Genomic DNA, 18,950 nt, shown 5'->3' with positions numbered 1-18,950 from the left:
GGCAGCGCCCCGTGGCGCAGGTGTCACATTGTCACATGTGACTGTCACATGCCTCATGGCCACGGGATGGACCGCCGCCGGTAGGGCGCGCGCCCGCGGCGGGACGGCTGCGGCAGACTGGTCGTCCACCCGACGAGAGGCACCACCTGTGACGATCACCGCCGCGGCAGACGGATCCGCGCTCGGCAACCCCGGACCCGCCGGCTGGGCCTGGTACGTCGACGACGAGCACTGGGCGGCGGGGGGCTGGGCGCACGCGACCAACAACCAGGGCGAGCTGAAGGCCGTGCTCGAGCTGTTCCGCGCCACCGCGCACCTCGACGACGACCTGCTCGTGCTCTGCGACAGCCAGTACGTCATCAACTCGGTGACCAAGTGGATGCCGGGGTGGAAGCGCAAGGGCTGGCGGAAGGGCGACGGCAAGCCGGTGCTCAACGTCGAGCTGCTCAAGGAGATCGACGCCGAGATCCAGGGCCGCCGCTACCGCTTCGAGTGGGTCAAGGGCCACGCGAACCACCCGCTCAACGAGGCCGCCGACGTGCGGGCGCGCGCTGTGGCTACCGCGTTCCAGGGCCGGAGCGCGATCCCCGCGGGACCCGGCTGGGCGGGCCACGAGGCCGACGGCGTCGGATCCCCCGACGACGCGACGGAGACCGCGGCCGTCGAGGCCGACGCCGAGCGCGCGGCCGATCCCGTGACCGCGGCGGCGGAGGAGCTGGAGGCGGAGGTCCCCGCGCAGCCGGGCCTGTTCGACTTCGACGCGTTCGACGAGGAGATCGCACCGGAGCCCGGCGACACCACGCTCACGATCGCGCTCGACCGCGACACGATGGCGCGACTCAGCGCCCACGCGCGAGAGCGCGGCGTGAGCGTCGACGAGGCCGTGCGCGAGCTGCTGCCCTGAGGCCGACGCTCGACGGGGCGACGCCGCGGCGCGCCCCGTCGTCCGCGACTAGTGCTTGCCCTGCTTGAGGGCCTTGCCGAGCGCGCGCTCGAGGTCGACGACGAGGTCCTCGACGGACTCGATGCCGACCGACAGGCGCACCAGGTCGTCCGGCACCTCGAGCGGCGTGCCCTTGACGGACGCGTGCGTCATCTCTGACGGGTAGCTGATGAGCGACTCCACGCCGCCGAGCGACTCCGCGAGCTGGAACACGCGCGTCCCCTCGACCACGCGGCGCGCGGCCTTCGCTCCCCCGCGGACCTGGAACGAGATCATGCCGCCGAAGCCCGTCATCTGCGCCTTCGCGATGTCGTGGCCGGGGTGCTCGGGCAGGCCCGGGTAGTGCACGGCCGTGACGTCGGGGTGCTGCTGCAGGAACGCGGCGATCTCCTCGGCGTTCGCGGAGTGGCGCTCGACGCGGACGGCGAGGGTCTTGATGCCGCGGGTCGTGAGCCAGGCGTCCATGGGTCCGGAGACGGCGCCGACGGCGAACTGCAGGAAGCCGACCTTCTCGGCGAGGGCGTCGTCGTCGAGGATGACGGCGCCGCCGAGCACGTCGGAGTGGCCGCCGAGGTACTTGGTGGTGGAGTGCACGACCACGTCGGCGCCGAGCGTGAGCGGTTGCTGCAGGTACGGCGAGGCGAACGTGTTGTCGACGACGACCACGGCGCCCGCCGCGTGGCCGAGGTCGGCGAGAGCGCGGATGTCGCTGATCTTCATCAGCGGGTTGCTGGGCGTCTCGACCCAGAGGACCTTCGCCGGGCCGGATCCGAGCACCCGCTCGACCGCCTGGAGGTCGCTCATGTCGACGGTCTCGACGACGATCCCCCAGTCGCCGAGCACGCGCGTGAGGAGGCGGTATGTGCCGCCGTACACGTCGTCGCTCAGGACGATGCGGTCGCCGGGGCGGGTGATCGCGCGCAGCAGCGTGTCCTCGGCGGCGAGTCCCGAGGCGAACGAGAACGCGTGCTTCCCCTTCTCGAGCGAGGCGAGCAGCTCCTGCAGGCCGGTGCGCGTGGGGTTGGCGCTCCGGGCGTATTCGTAGCCATCGCGGAGCCCGCCGATCCCGTCCTGCACGAAGGTGCTCGTGAGGTAGAGAGGCGGGATGACGGCGCCCGTGGTGGGGTCCGGGTCCTGTCCGGCGTGGATCGCGCGGGTGTCGAAGTCGTGCTTGTCGCTCACGGGGACTCGTCTCTGTGGGTCGGGAGGGATGCGGGTGCTGCGCCGACGGATCAGTCGGTGAGGTAGGTGAGGAGGTCGTGCCGCGTGAGCACGCCCACGGGCTTGCCGCCGTCGCTCACCATGAGGGCGTCGGCGGATCCGAGCGCGCTCCATGCGTCGGGCACGGTCTCGTTCACGCCGATGAGGCCGAACGCCGCGCCCGCGAAGGGGCCGACCTGGTCGGACAGCTGCGCGCGGCCGCTGAAGACGAGCTCCAGCAGGCTCCGCTCGTCGACCGCGCCCGCGACCTCGCCCATGACGACGGGCGGCTCGGCCGAGAGGACCGGCAGCTGCGACACGTCGTACTCGGTCATGATGCGGATCGCGTCGCGGATGGTGTCGTTCGGGTGCGCGTGCACGAGGTCGGGCAGGCTGCCGGTCTTGGCGCTCATGACGTCGGCGACGGTGCGCTGGCCGTTGACGCGCGCGAAGCCGTACGACTGCATCCACTTCTCGTTGAAGATCTTGCCGAGGTAGCCGCGGCCGCCGTCGGGCAGGAGGATCACCATCACGTCGTCGGGGCCGAGGTGCTTCGCGGCCTTGAGCGCGGACACGACGGCCATGCCGCTGGATCCGCCGACGAGCAGCCCCTCCTCGCGCGCGAGCCGCAGGGTCATGTCGAACGACTCCTGGTCGCTGGAGGCGATGACCTCGTCGACGACGTCGGGGTCGTACGCCGCCGGCCAGAAGTCCTCGCCCACGCCCTCGACGAGGTAGGGGCGGCCGGTGCCGCCGGAGTAGACGGATCCCTCGGGGTCGGCGCCGACGATGCGCACGCGCCCCTCCGACACCTCCTTGAGGTAGCGGCCGACGCCGCTGATGGTGCCGCCGGTGCCGACGCCCGCGACGAAGTGCGTGATCTCGCCCTCCGTGTCGCGCCAGATCTCGGGGCCCGTGGTCTCGTAGTGGCTGAGCGGCCCGTTGGGGTTGGAGTACTGGTCGGGCTTGAAGGCGCCGGGGATCTCCCGCGCGAGCCGGTCGCTCACCGAGTAGTAGGAGTCGGGGTGGTCGGGCGCGACCGAGGTGGGCGTGACCACGATCTCGGCGCCGTACGCCGTCAGCACGTTGCGCTTGTCCTCGCCGACCTTGTCGGGCAGGACGAAGACGCAGCGGTAGCCGCGCTGCTGGGCGACGAGCGCCAGGCCGACGCCGGTGTTGCCGGAGGTGGGCTCGACGATGGTGCCACCCGGCTTCAGCTTGCCGTCGCGCTCGGCGGCGTCGATGATGCGCGTCGCGATGCGGTCCTTGGCGCTGCCGCCCGGGTTGAGGTACTCGACCTTCACCAGCACGGTCGCCGAGATCCCCTCGACCACCTTGTTGAGCTTCACGAGCGGGGTGTTCCCGATGAGGTCGAGGATCGTGTCGGCGTACTTCACGTGAGGTGGCGCTCCCGGTGTCAGGTGTGCGGTCCGGTGGGCCCCGCTCGTCCAGTGTAGGCGCGCGTCCCCGCCGTGTTACGGGGCCGGAGCGGCCCGTGCGGGCAGGGTCCGTCCAGGCCGAGCCGGTAACCTGGCCGCACATTCCCCCAGCAGAGAAGGACCCTCCGTGGCGCGACGCGACGACACCACGCCCCCCGGCGACGAGAGCGGACGGCCCGTCCCGCCGACCGCCAAGCAGGCCCAGAAGGACCTCACGGTCAAGCAGCAGCGCGAGGCCCGCCGCGCCGAGAAGGTGGCGGCGCTGAAGAAGCAGCAGGACCGCGCGCGCCGCAACCGCCTCATCGGCATCATCACGGGATCCGTGGCCGCCGTCGCCGTGGTCGCCGTCGTCATCGGCGTGGTCGTCTCGAGCGGGACGCCGAAGCAGGATCCGGCCGACATCTCGATCGAGGGTCTCCGCACCTGGGACTCCCTGCCCAGCACGCACGTGCAGACCCCCGTCGACTACGCCGGGCTGTACGACGGCATGAGCCCGCCCGCCGGCGGCGAGCACAACCCCATGTGGCTCAACTGCGGCATCTACGACCAGCCGCAGCCCAACGAGAACGCGGTGCACGACCTCGAGCACGGCGCCGTGTGGATCACCTACGACGCCGCGAAGATCACCGGCGACGACCTGTCGAAGCTGCAGAAGTACGCGGAGTCGTTCGGCGGCTACGTCACCATGTCGCCGTACGACGGCCTCGACACCCCCATCGCGCTGTCCGCGTGGGGCGCGCAGGTGAAGGTCGACTCGATCGACGACCAGCGCATCAAGGACTTCATGGCCAAGTACTGGAAGAGCCCGAACGCCCCCGAGGCCGGTGCCGCGTGCACCGGAGCCCTCGAGGGCGAGGGCCGGGTCGGCTGACCGTGACCGACCGCGGCACGGGCGGATCCGACCGCCAGGACGACGGCGACGTCGTCGTCGACCACGTCCCGGATGACGACATCCGCGAGGAGGAGCTCGAGGGCCTCGTCGCGCACGGCGAGGCGACGCGCGCCCGCGGCCGCCGGATCCGCATCGGCCTCGCGGCCGGCATCGTCGCGGTGGCTCTGGTGGTCGCCGGGCTCCTCGTCGGCCGCGTCACCGCGCCCGTCTCGGCTCTCACGCCCAGCACGAACAGCGCGGAGGCCGGCTTCTCCCGCGACATGCAGGTGCACCACGAGCAAGCCGTGCAGATGTCGCTCATGATCATCGACCGCACGGACGACCCCGAGGTCAAGCTCATCGCGCAGGACATCGCCCAGGCGCAGGCCCAGCAGGCCGGCCAGATGTACGCGTTCCTCACCTCGTGGGGCCTCGACCAGGCGCCCTCCCAGCCGCGCATGACGTGGATGACGCTGCCGACGCTCGACGGAAAGACCGACCACTCCTCGATGGACATGACCCCCGGCGCGACGATGCCGGGCCTCGCGTCGCAGGCCGACCTCGACGAGCTGCAGGGCCTCACGGGCGTCGCGGCGGAGCGCAAGTTCCTCACGCTGATGATCGCCCACCACCGCGGCGGCGTCGAGATGGCCCAGGGCCTCCTCGATCGCTCGCGGAACCCCCTGGTGACGGACCTCGCCAACGGCATGGTCATGATCCAGGACAAGGAGATCCTCTACATGCAGCAGCTGCTCGACGCGCGCTCCTGAGCCGCCCCGTCGCACCGCCCGTCCGCCTTCGCGGGCGGGCGGTCGTGCGTCCGGGTCAGGCGGCCGCGGTGCGCTGGTCGCTGTAGAGCCGCGCGTACTCGCCGCCGCGGGCGAGCAGCTCGACGTGGGTGCCCTGCTCGACGATGCGGCCGGCGACGACCACGAAGATCACGTCCGCGTCCACGACGGTCGACAGCCTGTGCGCGATCGCGATCGTGGTGCGGCCGCGTGACGCCGTGTCGAGCGCCTGCTGCACGACGCGCTCCGAGATCGCGTCGAGCGCGCTCGTGGCCTCGTCGAGGATCAGCACGGCCGGGTCCTTGAGCAGCACGCGCGCGATGGCGATGCGCTGCTTCTCGCCGCCGGAGAGCCGGTAGCCGCGCTCCCCCACGAGCGTCTCGTAGCCGTCGGGGAACGACGCGATGGTCTGGTGGATGTTCGCGGCGCGGGCCGCCTGCTCGATCTGCTCCTGCGTGGCATCCGGACGCGCGTAGCGGAGGTTCTCGCCGATGGTGGCGTGGAAGAGGTACGTCTCCTGGCTCACGATGCCGATGTTCTCCAGCAGCGACTCCTGCTCGAGGTCGCGCACGTCCTCGCCGGAGAACAGCACGCGTCCGCCCGTCACGTCGTGGAAGCGCGGGATGAGGTACGAGACCGTGGTCTTGCCCGCGCCCGACGGACCCACGAACGCCGCGAACTGGCCCGGCTGGATCTCGAACGACATGCCGTCGAGCGTCGGCCGCTCGCCGGCCTGCGTGTCGGGGTAGGAGAAGCGCACGTCGTCGAACGCGACGCGGCCGAGGGACGGGCCCGCGGCCACCTGGCGGGCGTCGTGCCGGTCGCGGATCGCGGGCTCGAGGTCGAGGTACTCGAAGATGCGGGCGAACAGGGCGCCCGAGGTCTGGAGGTCGAGCGCCACGCGCATCAGGCCGATGAGCGGCCACATGAGCCGCGCCTGCACGGTCGTGAACGCCACGATGGTGCCCGCCGTGACGCTGACGCCGCCCGTGATGAGGAACCCCGCGACCACGTAGACGATGGCCGGGATGATCGACAGGAAGATCTGCACCAGCGCGAAGAACCACTGGCCGCTCATCTGCTGGCTCACCTGCAGCCGGATCTGGGTGCGGTTCTCGGCCTCGTAGCGCTCGGTCTCGGCTGCCTGCCGGTTGAAGCTCTTCGAGAGCAGGATCCCGGAGACCGAGAGCGTCTCCTGCGTGATCGCGGTCATGTCCGACAGCGACTCCTGCGTCTTCGACGCGATCCGCGCCCGCACCTGCCCGACGCGGCGCTGCGCGACGACGAGCACGGGCATCAGCACGACGGCCACGAGGGTCAGCTGCCAGTTGAGCACGAGCATCGCGACGAGCGCCGCGATGACGGTCACGGTGTTGCCGAGCACGCTCGAGACGGTGTTGGTGAGGACGGCGGCGACACCGCCCACGTCGTTCTGCAGGCGGGACTGGATCACGCCCGTCTTCGTGCGCGTGAAGAAGCCGAGCTCCATGCTCTGCAGGTGGCGGAACAGGTCGACGCGCATGGATCCCATCACCCGGTTGCCGACCGTCGCGGTGAGGTACGTCTGCCAGACGCCGAGGCCCGCGCCCGCGACCCAGATCGCGATCATGATGGCGACGAGCTCGACGAGCACCGGGATGTCCGGGCCGCCCGTGGGCGGGAAGAGCCCGCGGTCGAAGGCCTGCTGCGTGAGCAGCGGCGGCACGACCGTGAGGCCCGCGCCGACCAGCACGAGCGCGATGGTGAGGACCAGCGCCCGGCGGTGGGGCTGGAAGAGCTCCGCGATCCGGCCCAGCAGGTTCTCGACGCGCGGCGCCTCGGCGTTGGCCCTGCGCTGCGCCTCGGCGTCGGCCGCGCTCACCCGTCCGCGGCGTCCGCCGCCCCCGCGCATCCCGCCGCCCGCGGCGATGTCGCCCATCCTCGTCATTCCGGCGATTTTACGCCCGTGGGGGATCTCTCCCGACCACGCCTGCGCCCGCGCCGGCGCCGACGCCGGGCATGACGACGGCCCGGCCGCCCGCGCGAGCGGGTGACCGGGCCGGGTCGGGCGGGTGGGGATCAGCCCTTCGTGGATCCCGCCAGCAGGCCCCGGACGAAGTAGCGCTGGAGGCTGAAGAACACGATCAACGGCACGATGAGCGAGACGAACGCCGCCGCCGTGAGCCGCTGCCAGTCCTGCCCGCGCGTGCCCGTGAGCTCGGCGAGGCGCTGCGTGAGCGGCGCGACGTCCGGGGTGCCGCCCGAGAAGATCAGCGCCACCAGCAGGTCGTTCCAGACCCAGAGGAACTGGAAGATCGCGAACGACGCGATGGCCGGGAGCGCCAGCGGCAGCACGATGCGGAAGAACACCTGGCCGTGGCTCGCGCCGTCGACCCGGGCCGCCTCGATGACCTCGCCCGGGATCTCCGAGATGAAGTTGTGCAGCAGGAAGATCGCGAGCGGCAGCGCGAAGATCGTGTGCGCCACCCACACCGGCAGGTAGCCCTGCTCGGGGATGAGCGGGATCACGCCGTGCACGGCCTCCTGCAGCGGGCGCAGGGTGCGCGTGAACATCTGCAGCAGCGGGATGAGCGCCATCTGCAGCGGCACGATCTGGAGGGCGAAGATCAGCACGAACAGGAAGTTCGAGCCCTTGAACTTGATCCACGCGAACGCGTACGCCGCCATGGACGCGATGACGAGCGGGAACAGCGTCGCCGGGATCGCGATGGCGAGCGAGTTCACGAAGTACGAGCCCAGCTGCGGCGACGACTGCGAGGTGGAGAGCAGCACGTCCTGGTAGTTGTCGAGCGTGAAGCCCGGGTTCTGGAAGATCGTCCACCAGCCCGTGGTCTGGATGAGGCCTGCCGGGCGGAACGACGAGACGAACAGGCCGAAGGTCGGCAGCGTCCAGAGCACCGCGATGATGAGCGCGGCCACCGTGGCGCGGCGCGACGTGAGCCGGTTCTTGACGCGGCGGCTCTTCGCGCCGACGCTGGCAGCCTGCTCGATGGTGCCGCGGCGCGTCCCGCGGTCCGCGACGGGCAGGTCGGCGGGTGCGACGCTCATCGGATCTCCCTCTGCTTGCTCATGACGCGGACGTTGTAGATGACGATCGGCAGCACCATCAGGAACAGCACGATCGCGAGCGCCGAGCCGCGGCCCTGCTCGCCGGCGCGGAACGCCTGCGTGTACATCTCGTTGGCGATGACGCTCGTGTCGAAGTTGCCCGCGGTCATGGTGCGGACGATGTCGAACACCTTGAGCGTCGCGATGGAGATGGTGGTGACCACCACGACCAGCGACCCGCGGATCCCGGGGAGCGTCACGTTGGTGAAGCGCTGCCAGGCGTTGGTGCCGTCGAGCTGGGCGGCCTCGATCTGCTCGGTCGGCACGCCCTTGATGCTCGCGGAGAGCACGACCATGGCGAAGCCGGTCTGGATCCAGATCATCACGATGATGAGCAGCGCCGTGTTGATGGGCGAGGTCTGCAGCCACTGCACGGGCTCCTGGCCCGTCCAGACGAGGATCTGGTTGAGCAGGCCGATCTGCGCGTTGTCGCCCGACTTGTAGTCGTAGACGAAGCGCCAGATGATGCCGGCGCCGACGAACGAGATGGCCATCGGCATGAAGACGAGCGCCTTGAAGTACTTCTCGCCGCGCGACTTGTCGATGAAGACGGCGTAGGCGAGGCCGATGGCCGTCGACAGCAACGGCACGAAGATCACCCAGATCACCGTGTTGAGCAGCGTGCGCAGCGCGGACGGCTGGGTGAACATCCAGACGAAGTTGTCGAACCCGGCCCATTCCCCCGAGTTGTCGCGGAAGGCGAGGAGGGTCGTGCGGAACGCCGGGTAGATGAGGCCGACGGCCAGCAGGATCAGCGCGGGGAGCACGAACGCGCCGAGCTGGACCCAGTCCTTGCCGCGCTTCGGCGCCTTGTCGATGAGGAAGAGGATCAGCCCGATCACCACGGCGAAGACGGCGAGCGCCACCACCACCTGGAGGATCTTGCCGATCAGATCAGCGGTCGTCATGGACGTCTCGCCCTTCGGGTCGGGGGATGTGGGAGCGGGGCCGCCGCGCGTCCGCGGCGGCCCCGCATGGCCCCGCACGGATGCGGGAGCCGGTGCCGGCCCGGTCAGGGCCGGCGGTGGATCAGCCGGCGGTGGAATCAGCCGGCGTCGATCAGGACGCGGGCCAGCTCGACTCGATGGCGTCGACCGTCTTCTGGGTGGAGTCGCCGCTCAGCCAGCCGACGATCCCCTTCCAGAAGGAGTCGGTGCCGACCGCGCCGGGCATGAGGTCCGAGCCGTCGAACCGGAACGTGGCGTCCGGGTCCTGCAGGATCTCGATGCTCTGCTTCAGGATGTCGCTCGACGCGTTCGCGGGGTCGAGCCCCTTGTTCGCGCTGATGACGCCGCCGAGGCTCACGCGGTTGTTCGCCCAGGTGTCGCTCGAGAGGTAGGAGAGCACCGCGGTGATCTCGTCGCTCGTCGTGAACGCGCCGACGAGCTCGCCGCCGCCGGTGACGGTCGTCGCGTCGCCCTCGTTCGTGGGCGGCAGGAGGAACGCGTAGACGTCGCCGTCGGGCGAGACCTTCGCGTCGGTTCCGTCGGCCTTCTTCCAGAAGCCCTCGTAGAACGACGCCTGGTGGTGCAGCGAGCACTCCCCGTCCAGGATCGGGAGGCCGGCGTCGCCGAACTCCGTGGAGATGATCGACGAGACGTCGCCCAGGCCGCCGTTCACGTAGTCCGGGTTCTTGATGATGTCGCCGACCGCGTCGAACGCCTGCACGATGGCGGGGTCGTTGAACGGGATCTGGTGCGTGACCCACTTGTCGTAGGTCTCGGCGCCGGCCTGGCGGATGACGAAGCTCTCGACCCAGTCGGTGCCCGGCCAGCCGGTGGCGTCGCCGGAGCCGATGCCGACGCACCAGGGCTTGTGGTCGCCCTCGTCGGCGATCTTCTTGGTGAGGTCCATGAGCTGGGCGGTGGACTTGGGGATCTCGTAGCCCTTCTCCTCGAACTCCGCCGGCGAGTACCAGACGTAGCCCTTGACGCTCGCCATGAGCGGTGCGCCGTAGAAGGTGCCGTCGACGGTGCCGTAGCCCTTCCAGTCGGTGGACCAGTTCTTGTCGACGTTCTCCTCGACCGCCGCGGGGGCGGGCTGCAGGAAGCCCTTCGTGGCGAGCACGTTGAAGAGGCCCGGCTGCGGGATGATGCCGATGTTGGGGGCCGACTGGCCCTCGGCGAGCACCGCGATCTGCGCCTCGAACTCCTTGGTGCCCTGGTAGTTCACGGTGATGCCCGTGCAGGACTCGAAGTCCTTCCACGACTCGACGAGGCGGTCGGCCTCGTCGTCCTGGATGGTGCCGCCGATGCTGACCTCGGGGCTCCCGTCGAACGTGCCGTACGACGAGTACGGCGAGCAGTCGGTGTCCGCGGCGTCCTCGGCCGCGATGTCGCCCGTGCAGCCCGTGAGCGCGAGGCCGGCGATGCCGACCGCTGCGAGGGGTGCCGCGAAGCGACGTCGGAATAGGGCGTGGCCCATGTGCGTCTCCTCTTCATCGAGTGGATGCGGGTCCTCCCCGCCGTCCTGTCATGCGCGCGTCGGCGGGTGAGGCGCCGTCGCCTGAAAACCTTTCCTCCATATGGGGAACCGGTTCCACAGGTCAACGTAGGGGAGCTCGCAGGTCACGGCAAGGTGGCTGAGGTAACGAAACGGTCTACCTCGCGGCGTCGGCCTGGGCGCACGCGCCGCGGATGGTCCATCATCGGACTCGGCCCCCGCGCATCCTGGAACCGCTTCCAGTGCGCGCGTCCGGCGCGACGAGGCGCCGCGGGTCCCGATGGAGGGAGCGCGATGAGCGCCATCGCCGACGTCGCCCGGCTCGCCGGGGTCTCCAAGGCCACCGCCTCGCGCGCGCTCAGCGGCCGCGGCTACGTCTCCCCCGGCACGCGCGACCGCGTCTCCGCGGCCGCCGCGGAGATCGGCTACGTCGTCTCCTCGAACGCGTCGAGCCTCGTGACCGGCCGGTCGAAGAACGTGGGCGTCGTCATGCCCTTCATCAACCGGTGGTTCTTCGCGGAGCTGCTCGAGGGGATCGAGGAGGCGCTCATCGAGGCCGACCACGACCTCACGCTGTACCGCCTCACCGCGGATCCCGAGCAGCGCCGCAAGGTCTTCGAGTACTTCCTCGTGCGCAAGCGCGTGGACGCGGTCATCGCGGTGAGCGTCGCGCTGACACCAGCGGAGGTCGTCCGGCTCCGCGCGCTCGACAAGCCGCTCGTCGGGATCGGCGGGCCGGTCGAGGGGATGAGCACCCTGAGCATCGACGACGAGGCCGCCGCACGTCTCGCGACGGAGCACCTGCTGAGCCTCGGGCACGCGCGCGTCGTGCACCTCGGCGGCGACCTGCACGCGCAGATGGCGTTCTTCGTGCACGCGAAGCGGCTCGCGGGCTACCGGGCGGCGATCGACGCGGATCCGCGCGGGCTCGAGGCGCGGTTCGCGACGGCCGAGTTCACGATCGACGGCGGATTCCGCTCGGCCATGGCGCTGCTCGCCGATCCGCGCACGCGGCCGACGGCCATCTTCGCGGCCTCCGACGAGATCGCCATCGGGACGATCCTCGCGGCCCGGCAGCTGGGCATCGCCGTGCCCGCCGAGCTCTCGGTCGCCGGGATCGACGGGCACGCGCTCGCGCCGCTCTTCGGGCTGACCACCGTCGAGCAGCACCCGCGGCTGCAGGGGCGGGCCGCCGTGGGCATGGTGTTCGAGGGGCTCGCGGCGGAGGGCGCCACGGATCGCACCGCGACGGTGCCCGTCGACTTCCAGGCGCGCACCAGCACGACAGCGCCCCCGGCCCCGCACGCGCCGTGAGGGCGGGCGGGATCGGGGGCGGCGGGATGCGCCTGCCGCGCGTCAGGCGTCGCCCGCGGTGACCGCCTGCGCCTCCTCGAGGGCGTCGACCGGCGCCTCGTCGACGCGGCGGAGCCAGCGGTGGCCGGCCACCACGATCACGAGGGCGACGAGGACCGACCCGGCTGCCGCGTAGTACGGCGTCGCGTCCGAGAAGAGGCCCGCGAGCTCCGTCGCCGCGGGCGGGGCGATGGCGCCGCCGAGGAACCGCACGGACGAGTACGCGGAGGACGCGACGCTGCGCGGGTGGTCGGTGGCCTCCATCACGCACTCGGTGAGCACGGTGTTGAGGACGCCGAGGAGGAGCCCGCCGAGGATCACGCAGACCACGAGGCTCGCGGCCGACCGCACCACGAGCCCGGCCGCGGCGAGGTCGACGGCGAGCAGCGGGAGCACGAGCCGGAGCACCGACGTGCGCGCCATGCGCCTCGTGAGGAGCGGCGCCACCAGCACCGACGTGATCGCGAGACCGACGCCCCAGCCGAAGAAGGTGAGGCCGAGGCCGATGGCGTCGAAGCCCAGCGGGAACGGCGTGTAGGCGAGCAGCACGAAGAAGCCGATGTTGTAGAACAGCGCGGCGGCGGCGAGCACCGCGAGCGCGGGGGTGCGCAGGGCGCGCAGCGGTGCGGAGAGGCGCATGGGCGCGCGGGGCCCGGCGTCCTTCCCGAGGAGGGCGAGGATCGCGACGAAGCCGACCGCCATGAGCGTCGCGGTGCCGAAGAACGGGCCGCGCCAGCTCCAGCTGCCGAGCAGGCCGCCGAGCAGCGGGCCGACCGCGATGCCGAGGCCGAGCGCCGCCTCGTAGAGCATGATCGCGGACGCCGTGCCGCCGGACGCGGATCCGACGATGGTCGCGAGCGCGGTCGAGATGAAGAGCGCGTTGCCGAGGCCCCAGCCGGCGCGGAAGCCGATGACCTGCTCCACGTCCTGGGACAGGCCTGCCGCCGCGGCGAAGACCACGATGATCGCCAAGCCGATGAGGAGGGTGCGCTTGGCGCCGATGCGGCTGGAGATCCAGCTCGTGATGAGCATCGCGAGGCCGGTGACGAGCAGGTAGCTCGTGAAGAGGAGCTCGGTCTCGGTGGCGGTGGCGTCGAGGCTCGAGGCGATGGCGGGGAGGATCGGGTCGACGAGCCCGATGCCCATGAACGCGATGACGCACGCGAAGGCGACGGCGAATACGGAGCGGGGCTGGCGGAAGATGTCGCGGAACGACGCGTGCTGCTGGGTGGACACGGGTGCGGTGTCGCCTCCTGGGCTCGGTGCGGATGGGCGGTGCGGATGGATGGATGGGTGCGGTCGGGTGGGGCGGTCTGGTGGTGCGGTGCGGTGCGGCGGTCAGTCGCTCGCGGACGCGGGGCCGCCGTCGACGCGCGCCATGACCACCTCGACGGCGCGCGCGAGCGCGGCCACGTCGGCGGCCGGGAGGTCGGCGAAGCGCGGCACGAGCGCGGTGGCCAGGCGGTCGCGCCAGTCGTCGAGCGCGGCGCGGCCGGCCGGCGTGATCTCGAGGAGGGTCGCGCGGGCGTCGGACGGGTCGGCCACCTGCGCGATCCATCCCTGGCCGACGAGCGAGCGCACGATCTTGGTGGTCGTGGGCTGCGAGACGCGGCTGCGCTCGGCGAGTACGCCGAGGCGCATCCCGCCCGGCCACGTCACGAGCACCGAGAGGGTGCGCCAGACGGCGGGCGAGCTCGAGCCGCCGACCTCGTGCGCGGCGAGCCGCGTGAGCCGGTGCCCGGCGGTCACCAGATCGCCGAGGAGGGCACGCAGGTCGTGATCGGTCATGCGACAAGTGTATAGCCAAGCTATGCGCATGTCGTCCCCCGTCTCGGGATGTCCTCGAACGGAAAGCCCCGCCCCTCGCCTCGACCCGGGTGACCGCGGGGACGTAGCGTGGAGGGACGTCGGCCGCCCGCCCGGGCACCCGCCCCGAAGGACCCCATGAGCGACGCGCCGACCATCGACGGCCTCGAGCACGCGATCAGCGAGGCCATCGCCGGCGGGGCCGACGCGCGCGCCGCATCGCTCCTCGCCGCCGGGTGGCCCCGGCACGTCGACCTCCACCCCGACCGCATCCGCGCCCTCTACGACCGCCTCGACCCGGCGCTGTGGGAGCACGACGTCCTGCTCGTCACCGGCATGGCCGCCACCTACCGCGGCGCGGTCGCGTCCGACCGGCGGGCCTCGATCGCCTACCGGTCCGCGCTCGACCTCCTCCTCACCGCGGATCCCGCCCCGAGCGCCCCCACCCGTGCGGCGGTGCTCGTGCACCGGGCCGCGGGCGACCGGCGCGTGGGCCGGCTGACCGAGGCGCGCGACTGCCTCGACGAGGCCCGGGCGATCCTCGACACCGAGCGCGGGATCCCGCTGCAGGAGCGCATCACCCTCCAGGCCCGCGTCGCGCTGCAGCACGGCCTCGTCCTCACGCACCTCGGGGACTTCACCGCGGCGCGCGACGAGCTCCGCATCGCGGAGGGCCTGGGCGAGCGCCACCTCGTGCTGCCCGACCGGCTCGAGTGCCGCGGCGCGCTCGCCTACCTCGCGTACTGCCTCGGCGAGATCGAGGAGGCACGCGACCTCGTCCTGCGCGCCCGCGGCCTGCTGGCCTCGCCGGGGGCCGATCCAGCGCTGGCCCGCAGCGGGTTCCTCGCGCCGGCCGAGATCGCCGCCACGCTGATCGCGGTCGACGAGACGCGTCCGGACGAGGCGACCCTCATCGTCGACGGCCTCCGTCCCGCGAGCGACGGCACCGACTGGGAGCTGCTCGCCCGCTACGCCGAGGCCACCGTGGCCGCGATCCGGGGCCTCCGGCTCGACGCGCTCGAGCACCTGCGACGGCTGCACAACCTCGGCGTGGGCTGGGCGGAGCACGGCCCCGTCCCGACCATGCGCGACACGCTGCGGGCGTCGCTCCTCGTGCACCTGGACCAGCCGGCCGCGGCGTGGGACCTGCTCCGCACGCTGGAGCCGACGGCGCAGCACTCCACATGCCCGGCGATGGTCGCCGGTCGGCTGCGGGTCCAGGCCGACGACCACGTCGGCGCCCTCGCCCAGATGGCGGACTGCCTCGCGCTCGGCGACGCGCACTCGGGGCGCACCCTCGACGACGTGCTGCTCGTGGTCGCGGCCGCGTACCACGGCCTCGGCGACCACGCCCGGAGCGACCACGCCTTCGACCGCGCGGCGCTCCACGCCGTGAAGACCGGCGTCCTGCGCCCCTTCGCGGTGTTCCCCGCCGCGGCGTCGCATGCGCTGCTCGACCGCGCCCTCGAGCGGGACCAGCTGCCGGACGTGCGGGAGATGCTCGTCGGCGTCCGCGCGGGGCGGGTGCGCGTCGAGTCCGCGCCGGTGGATCCGCTCACCGACCGCGAGCGCATCATCGTCGCGTGCCTGGCCGACGGCCTGACGGTGACGCAGATCGCCGCCCGGCTCTTCATCTCGCCCAACACGGTGAAGTCGCACGTGCGGAGCGCGTACCGCAAGCTCGACGCGACGTCGCGATCCGAGGCCGTGGAGCGGGCGCGCGCCCTCGGGCACGACCTGCGGCCGGGCGTCGCCTGAGCCGACGGGCACCGGGGACGACGCAGGGCGCCGACCCCCGAGGGGATCGGCGCCCTGAGCGCTGTGCGGTGGTGCGAGCTACTTGACGGTGACCGTCGCGCCCGCGGCCTCGAGCTGGGCCTTCGCCTTGTCGGCGGCCTCCTTGTTGGCGCCCTCCAGGACGGCCTTGGGGGCTCCGTCGACGAGGGCCTTCGCCTCACCGAGGCCGAGGCTGGTGAGGGCGCGCACCTCCTTGATGACCTGGATCTTCTTGTCGCCGGCGGCCTCGAGGATGACGTCGAACGCGGTCTTCTCCTCGACCTCCTCGGCGGGGGCAGCGGCGCCGGGGGCGGCGGCAGCGGCGACGGGGGCCGCGGCGGTGACCTCGAAGACCTCCTCGAACTTCTTGACGAAGTCGCTGAGCTCGATGAGCGTGAGCTCCTTGAAGGCCTCGATGAGCTCGTCGTTAGACAGCTTTGCCATTGTGTATCTCCTTGGGTTGGTGTGGTGTCTCTTGGGATCAGTGCATCGCGCCCCGGGGATGGGACCCGAGGGGTGCTACTGAGCCGATTCCTGCTTCTCGCGCAGCGCCTCGACGGTGCGTACGGCCTGCGAGAGCGGTGCGTTGAACAGGTACGCCGCGCCGAAGAGCGAGGCCTTGAAGGCGCCGGCGAGCTTGCCCAGCAGCACCTCCCGCGACTCGAGGTCGGCGAGCTTGTTCACCTCGTCCGCCGTCAGGGGGTTGCCGTCGAAGTAACCGCCCTTCACGACGAGAAGAGGGTTGGCCTTGGTGAAGGTGCGCAGAGCCTTCGCGACGGCGACGGTGTCGCCGTGCACGAACGCGATCGCGGACGGGCCGACGAGCTCGTCGTCGAACGACGAGATCCCCGCCTGGTTCGCCGCGATCTTGGTCAGCGTGTTCTTCACCACGGCGTAGGTCGCGTCTGCACTGATGCTCTTCCGCAGCTGCTTGAGCTGGGCAACGGTGAGACCGCGGTACTCGGTGAGCAGTACGGCGTTCGAGCTGCGGAACTTCTCCGCGAGCTCGGCGACCGAGGCTTCCTTGTTCGCCATGGCACTCCTTATCACGTGGTTCCCCGACACCGCGGAAGCGGTGCGAGGTGCTGGCAGCCCCCGGCTGCACACATGAGAAACGCTCCGGCACAGGAGGCCGGAGCGGGAGTGTCGCGCAGGCCCTCAGGGCATGCGCTGCATCGTGCTTCGATCACCTGCGCGGGCCTTCACATGAGTGAACCTTCGTCCGGCGCATCCCCTCGCGGAGGCACGCCGACGACCAGCGGTCTGTGGCTCCGCTCAGAGTAGGCGACGGAGGACCGCCCGCGCAAGTCGAGGGCGCGGGCGGTCCCGGTGCGGCTAGTAGCCGACCACCGCGTGGGGCACGTAGTGCTCCTCGAGGAGGGACACCTCGTCGTCCGTGAGCTCGAGATCCAGCGACGCGACCGCGTCCTCGATGTGCGCGACCTTCGTCCCGCCCACGATGGGCGCGGTGACGACGGGGTTCCGCGACACCCAGGCCAGCGCGACCTGCGCGCGCGGCACACCGCGGGCCCCGGCCACCTCGGCGACCGCGGCCGCGACCCGGCGATCGGAGTCCTCCTGCGCGGCGTAGAGCGTCTTCCCGAACTCGTCCGTCTCGCTCCGGTCGGTCGTCGCGTCCCAGTCGCGCGTGAGGCGGCCGCGGGCGAGCGGGCTCCACGGCAGGGATCCCACGCCCTCGTCGGCGCAGAGGGGCAGCATCTCGCGCTCCTCCTCGCGGTTCACGAGGTTGTAGTGGTCCTGCATCGTGACGAAGCGCGCCCAGCCGTTCGCCCGCTGCAGGTGCAGCGCCTTGGAGAACCGCCACGCGTCCATCGACGAGGCGCCGAGGTAGCGCACCTTGCCGGCGCGCACGAGGTCGTCGAGCGCCTCGAGCGTCTCCTCGAGCGGGGTCGCCGGGTCGAAGCGGTGGATCTGGTAGAGGTCCACGTGGTCGGTCCCGAGCCGCCGGAGGCTCTCGTCGATCTGCCACATGATGTGCTTCCGCGACAGCCCACGGGAGTTCGGCCCCTCCCCCATGGCGCCGTGCACCTTGGTGGCGATGACGACCTCCTCGCGCTTCGTCATGGCCTTCAACGCACGACCCGTGATCTCCTCGCTCGACCCGTCGGAGTACACGTTCGCCGTGTCGAAGAACGTGATCCCGAGCTCCACCGCACGACGGATGAGCGGGATCGAGTCCTCCTCCGAGAGCGTCCACGCGTGGTTGCCGCGCGTCGGCTCGCCGTAGCTCATGCAGCCGAGCGCTATGGCGGAGACCTCGGTGCCCGTGCTGCCCAGCTTCACGTACCTCACGACGGGTGCCCCGCGACCGGGTCGTCGCCCGTGGTGGCCGGGGCGTGGTCGCGCCAGGTGTGCTCGGGCTCGTAGCCGAGGATCCGGCGGGCCTTGTCGATGGACAGCAGCGTCTCGTGCTCGCCCAGCTCCCTCGTGACCTCGACGCCGGGGAAGACCTCGGCCGCGAGCTCGGCGCTGGAGCGGCTCATCACGGTGTCGGCGTTCGCGACGATGAATCGGTCGAATCCGGTCCCGTCGTGCTCGAGCGCCTTGCGGACCGCCTGCGCGCCGTCGCGGCCGTCGATGTAGCCCCACAGGTTCCACTTGCGCGCGAGCGCATCGTCGTCGAAGCCCGGGAACTCCTCGTAGTCGTCGACGTCCATGACGTTGGAGAAGCGGAGCGCGGTGACCTGCAGCTCGGGATCCCAGCGGCACAGCTCGATCGCCATCTGCTCCTCGAGGTGCTTGACGAGCGAGTAGGTGCTGTTCGGCTGCGCCGGGTACTCCTCGTCGACCGGGATGTACGGCGGCGGGACGTCGAAGGGGAGGCCGAGCACGGTCTCGCTCGACGCGTAGACGATCTTCCGGATGCCCGCCCGCCGCGCGGCCTGGAAGACGTTGAAGCTCGTGAGCATGTTGTTGTGGAACGTGGCCACGTCGCTCAGGATCGCGGGTGCGGGGATCGCGGCGAGGTGCACGATGGCGTCGAAACCCTCGTGCAGGTCCTGGACGCCGAAGAGCGCATCGATCACCTGCCCGTAGTCGGTGGTGTCCACGCGGACGTAGCCGGATCCGCGCTCCCCCACCTGGTCGATGTTGGTGACTTCGTGTCCGTGGGCGCGCAGGTCGGCCACGACGTGGCGGCCGAGCTTCCCCGAGCCTCCGGTGACGGCAATTCTCATCAGCGAGCATCTCCTTCGTGGGCGGTT

17 protein-coding genes are annotated in these 18,950 nt (G+C 71.3%); 5 read left to right on the top strand and 12 right to left on the bottom strand.

Annotation, left to right across the window (positions count from 1 at the left end; genetic code table 11):
- The first annotated feature begins 148 nt into the window (after window positions 1–148).
- The gene (locus KYT88_RS04480) at window positions 149–904 is read left to right on the top strand and encodes an RNase H family protein (RefSeq protein WP_043588356.1); all 756 of its coding nucleotides are present in this window, start codon (window positions 149–151) and stop codon (window positions 902–904) included.
- Window positions 905–952: 48 nt separating this feature from the next.
- On the opposite strand, the gene KYT88_RS04475 is transcribed toward KYT88_RS04480, so the two are convergent.
- Entirely contained in the window at window positions 953–2,125 is a 1,173-nt protein-coding gene (locus KYT88_RS04475) for a cystathionine gamma-synthase (protein ID WP_043588354.1), read from the bottom strand.
- Between the two features lie 50 nt (window positions 2,126–2,175).
- A complete protein-coding gene (locus KYT88_RS04470) occupies window positions 2,176–3,540 on the bottom strand; it encodes a cystathionine beta-synthase (protein ID WP_043588353.1) in 1,365 nt (454 codons plus the stop codon).
- 169 nt (window positions 3,541–3,709) lie between these two features.
- On the opposite strand from KYT88_RS04470, the gene KYT88_RS04465 reads away from it, so the two are divergent.
- A complete protein-coding gene (locus KYT88_RS04465) occupies window positions 3,710–4,453 on the top strand; it encodes a thioredoxin-like domain-containing protein (RefSeq protein WP_043588351.1) in 744 nt (247 codons plus the stop codon).
- 2 nt (window positions 4,454–4,455) lie between these two features.
- Window positions 4,456–5,223: a DUF305 domain-containing protein gene (locus tag KYT88_RS04460; RefSeq protein ID WP_043588349.1), complete on the top strand. Its 768-nt coding sequence runs from the start codon at window positions 4,456–4,458 to the stop codon at window positions 5,221–5,223.
- Between the two features lie 55 nt (window positions 5,224–5,278).
- Here the strand turns inward: KYT88_RS04460 and KYT88_RS04455 are convergent, their stop codons facing one another.
- The 4 genes from KYT88_RS04455 to KYT88_RS04440 all read right to left on the bottom strand — a co-directional run bounded on the left by KYT88_RS04455 (window position 5,279) and on the right by KYT88_RS04440 (window position 10,773).
- Window positions 5,279–7,159: an ABC transporter ATP-binding protein gene (locus KYT88_RS04455; RefSeq protein ID WP_043588347.1), complete on the bottom strand. Its 1,881-nt coding sequence runs from the start codon at window positions 7,157–7,159 to the stop codon at window positions 5,279–5,281.
- Window positions 7,160–7,299: 140 nt separating this feature from the next.
- Window positions 7,300–8,289: a carbohydrate ABC transporter permease gene (locus KYT88_RS04450; protein WP_012037553.1), complete on the bottom strand. Its 990-nt coding sequence runs from the start codon at window positions 8,287–8,289 to the stop codon at window positions 7,300–7,302.
- Window positions 8,286–9,257, bottom strand: a complete 972-nt coding sequence (locus KYT88_RS04445; RefSeq protein WP_043588345.1) for a carbohydrate ABC transporter permease — start codon at window positions 9,255–9,257, stop codon at window positions 8,286–8,288. The genes KYT88_RS04450 and KYT88_RS04445 overlap by 4 nt, the downstream gene beginning before the upstream one ends.
- A 151-nt stretch (window positions 9,258–9,408) precedes the next feature.
- A complete protein-coding gene (locus KYT88_RS04440) occupies window positions 9,409–10,773 on the bottom strand; it encodes an ABC transporter substrate-binding protein (protein WP_043588344.1) in 1,365 nt (454 codons plus the stop codon).
- A gap of 312 nt (window positions 10,774–11,085) precedes the next feature.
- Here KYT88_RS04440 and KYT88_RS04435 point away from each other — a divergent pair, with 312 nt between their 5' ends.
- Window positions 11,086–12,105: a LacI family DNA-binding transcriptional regulator gene (locus KYT88_RS04435; RefSeq protein ID WP_043588343.1), complete on the top strand. Its 1,020-nt coding sequence runs from the start codon at window positions 11,086–11,088 to the stop codon at window positions 12,103–12,105.
- A 42-nt stretch (window positions 12,106–12,147) separates the two neighbouring features.
- Here the strand turns inward: KYT88_RS04435 and KYT88_RS04430 are convergent, their stop codons facing one another.
- Both KYT88_RS04430 and KYT88_RS04425 read right to left on the bottom strand, forming a co-directional pair.
- Window positions 12,148–13,380, bottom strand: a complete 1,233-nt coding sequence (locus tag KYT88_RS04430) for an MFS transporter (protein WP_043588341.1) — start codon at window positions 13,378–13,380, stop codon at window positions 12,148–12,150.
- A 102-nt stretch (window positions 13,381–13,482) separates the two neighbouring features.
- The gene (locus tag KYT88_RS04425) at window positions 13,483–13,932 is read right to left on the bottom strand and encodes a MarR family winged helix-turn-helix transcriptional regulator (protein WP_043588339.1); all 450 of its coding nucleotides are present in this window, start codon (window positions 13,930–13,932) and stop codon (window positions 13,483–13,485) included.
- Between the two features lie 156 nt (window positions 13,933–14,088).
- Between KYT88_RS04425 and KYT88_RS04420 the strand changes: the two genes are divergently transcribed.
- Window positions 14,089–15,708, top strand: a complete 1,620-nt coding sequence (locus KYT88_RS04420) for a helix-turn-helix transcriptional regulator (protein WP_043588337.1) — start codon at window positions 14,089–14,091, stop codon at window positions 15,706–15,708.
- A 78-nt stretch (window positions 15,709–15,786) separates the two neighbouring features.
- Here KYT88_RS04420 and rplL read toward each other — a convergent pair whose 3' ends face one another.
- From rplL to KYT88_RS04400, 4 genes are all read right to left on the bottom strand, one after another.
- On the bottom strand, window positions 15,787–16,170 hold the full coding sequence (rplL, locus tag KYT88_RS04415; protein ID WP_012037546.1) for a 50S ribosomal protein L7/L12: 384 nt from the start codon (window positions 16,168–16,170) through the stop codon (window positions 15,787–15,789).
- 75 nt (window positions 16,171–16,245) lie between these two features.
- Window positions 16,246–16,761, bottom strand: a complete 516-nt coding sequence (gene rplJ / locus KYT88_RS04410; protein WP_012037545.1) for a 50S ribosomal protein L10 — start codon at window positions 16,759–16,761, stop codon at window positions 16,246–16,248.
- 300 nt (window positions 16,762–17,061) lie between these two features.
- Complete coding sequence (locus KYT88_RS04405; protein WP_043588335.1) at window positions 17,062–18,039, bottom strand: aldo/keto reductase; 978 nt, start codon at window positions 18,037–18,039, stop codon at window positions 17,062–17,064.
- Window positions 18,036–18,923 carry an NAD-dependent epimerase/dehydratase family protein gene (locus KYT88_RS04400; RefSeq protein ID WP_043588333.1) on the bottom strand — a complete coding sequence of 296 codons (888 nt, stop codon included), beginning with the start codon at window positions 18,921–18,923 and terminating at the stop codon, window positions 18,036–18,038. Before KYT88_RS04400 ends, KYT88_RS04405 begins: the two co-directional genes overlap by 4 nt.
- Between the last annotated feature and the right edge of the window lie 27 nt (window positions 18,924–18,950).

The sequence above is a fragment of the Clavibacter sp. A6099 genome (assembly GCF_021919125.1).
Lineage (GTDB): Bacteria > Actinomycetota > Actinomycetes > Actinomycetales > Microbacteriaceae > Clavibacter > Clavibacter seminis.
Note: the sequence above shows the minus strand (reverse complement) of the source record. Positions and strands in the feature narration are given on the sequence as shown.

What these genes read in the sequence shown, in the direction of transcription:
- KYT88_RS04400 (WP_043588333.1), bottom strand. Translation starts at nt 18,923, where the DNA reads ATGAGAATTGCCGTCACCGGAGGCTCGGGGAAGCTCGGCCGCCACGTC.
- KYT88_RS04455 (WP_043588347.1), bottom strand. Translation starts at nt 7,159, where the DNA reads ATGGGCGACATCGCCGCGGGCGGCGGGATGCGCGGGGGCGGCGGACGC.
- KYT88_RS04425 (WP_043588339.1), bottom strand. Translation starts at nt 13,932, where the DNA reads ATGACCGATCACGACCTGCGTGCCCTCCTCGGCGATCTGGTGACCGCC.
- KYT88_RS04450 (WP_012037553.1), bottom strand. Translation starts at nt 8,289, where the DNA reads ATGAGCGTCGCACCCGCCGACCTGCCCGTCGCGGACCGCGGGACGCGC.
- rplJ (WP_012037545.1), bottom strand. Translation starts at nt 16,761, where the DNA reads ATGGCGAACAAGGAAGCCTCGGTCGCCGAGCTCGCGGAGAAGTTCCGC.
- KYT88_RS04435 (WP_043588343.1), top strand. Translation starts at nt 11,086, where the DNA reads ATGAGCGCCATCGCCGACGTCGCCCGGCTCGCCGGGGTCTCCAAGGCC.
- rplL (WP_012037546.1), bottom strand. Translation starts at nt 16,170, where the DNA reads ATGGCAAAGCTGTCTAACGACGAGCTCATCGAGGCCTTCAAGGAGCTC.
- KYT88_RS04420 (WP_043588337.1), top strand. Translation starts at nt 14,089, where the DNA reads ATGAGCGACGCGCCGACCATCGACGGCCTCGAGCACGCGATCAGCGAG.
- KYT88_RS04445 (WP_043588345.1), bottom strand. Translation starts at nt 9,257, where the DNA reads ATGACGACCGCTGATCTGATCGGCAAGATCCTCCAGGTGGTGGTGGCG.
- KYT88_RS04440 (WP_043588344.1), bottom strand. Translation starts at nt 10,773, where the DNA reads ATGGGCCACGCCCTATTCCGACGTCGCTTCGCGGCACCCCTCGCAGCG.